This window comes from Lentzea aerocolonigenes, assembly GCF_000955955.1.
In the GTDB taxonomy this organism is placed as follows: Bacteria; Actinomycetota; Actinomycetes; order Mycobacteriales; family Pseudonocardiaceae; genus Lentzea; species Lentzea aerocolonigenes_A.
The window spans coordinates 1-286 of the sequence record NZ_JYJG01000641.1 but is presented as its reverse complement, the minus strand read 5'-3'; the positions used below and the strand labels follow the sequence as shown (position 1 = coordinate 286).

Annotated in this window: 1 protein-coding gene; it reads left to right on the top strand. The window is 65.7% G+C overall.

Annotated elements, in window-relative coordinates:
- On the top strand, nucleotides 1-286 hold a 286-nt coding region (locus tag UK23_RS48080; RefSeq protein WP_045318573.1), incomplete at both ends, for an acyltransferase domain-containing protein.

Genomic DNA, 286 nt, shown 5'->3' with positions numbered 1-286 from the left:
CCGGGTTCGCGCAGCCGGCGATCTTTGCCGTTGAGGTGGCGCTGTACCGGTTGCTCGAGGCGTTCGGGGTTCGGCCCGCGCAGTTGGCTGGGCATTCGATCGGTGAGATCGCGGCGGCGCATGTTGCCGGAGTGATGAGCATTGAGGACGCGTGCCTTCTCGTTACTGCTCGTGCGGCGCTCATGCAGGCGTTGCCGAGCGGTGGCGCGATGGTGTCGGTCATCGCGTCTGAAGATGAAGTGCGTGAGCAGCTGACGGACGGCGTGTCGATCGCTGCCGTCAACGG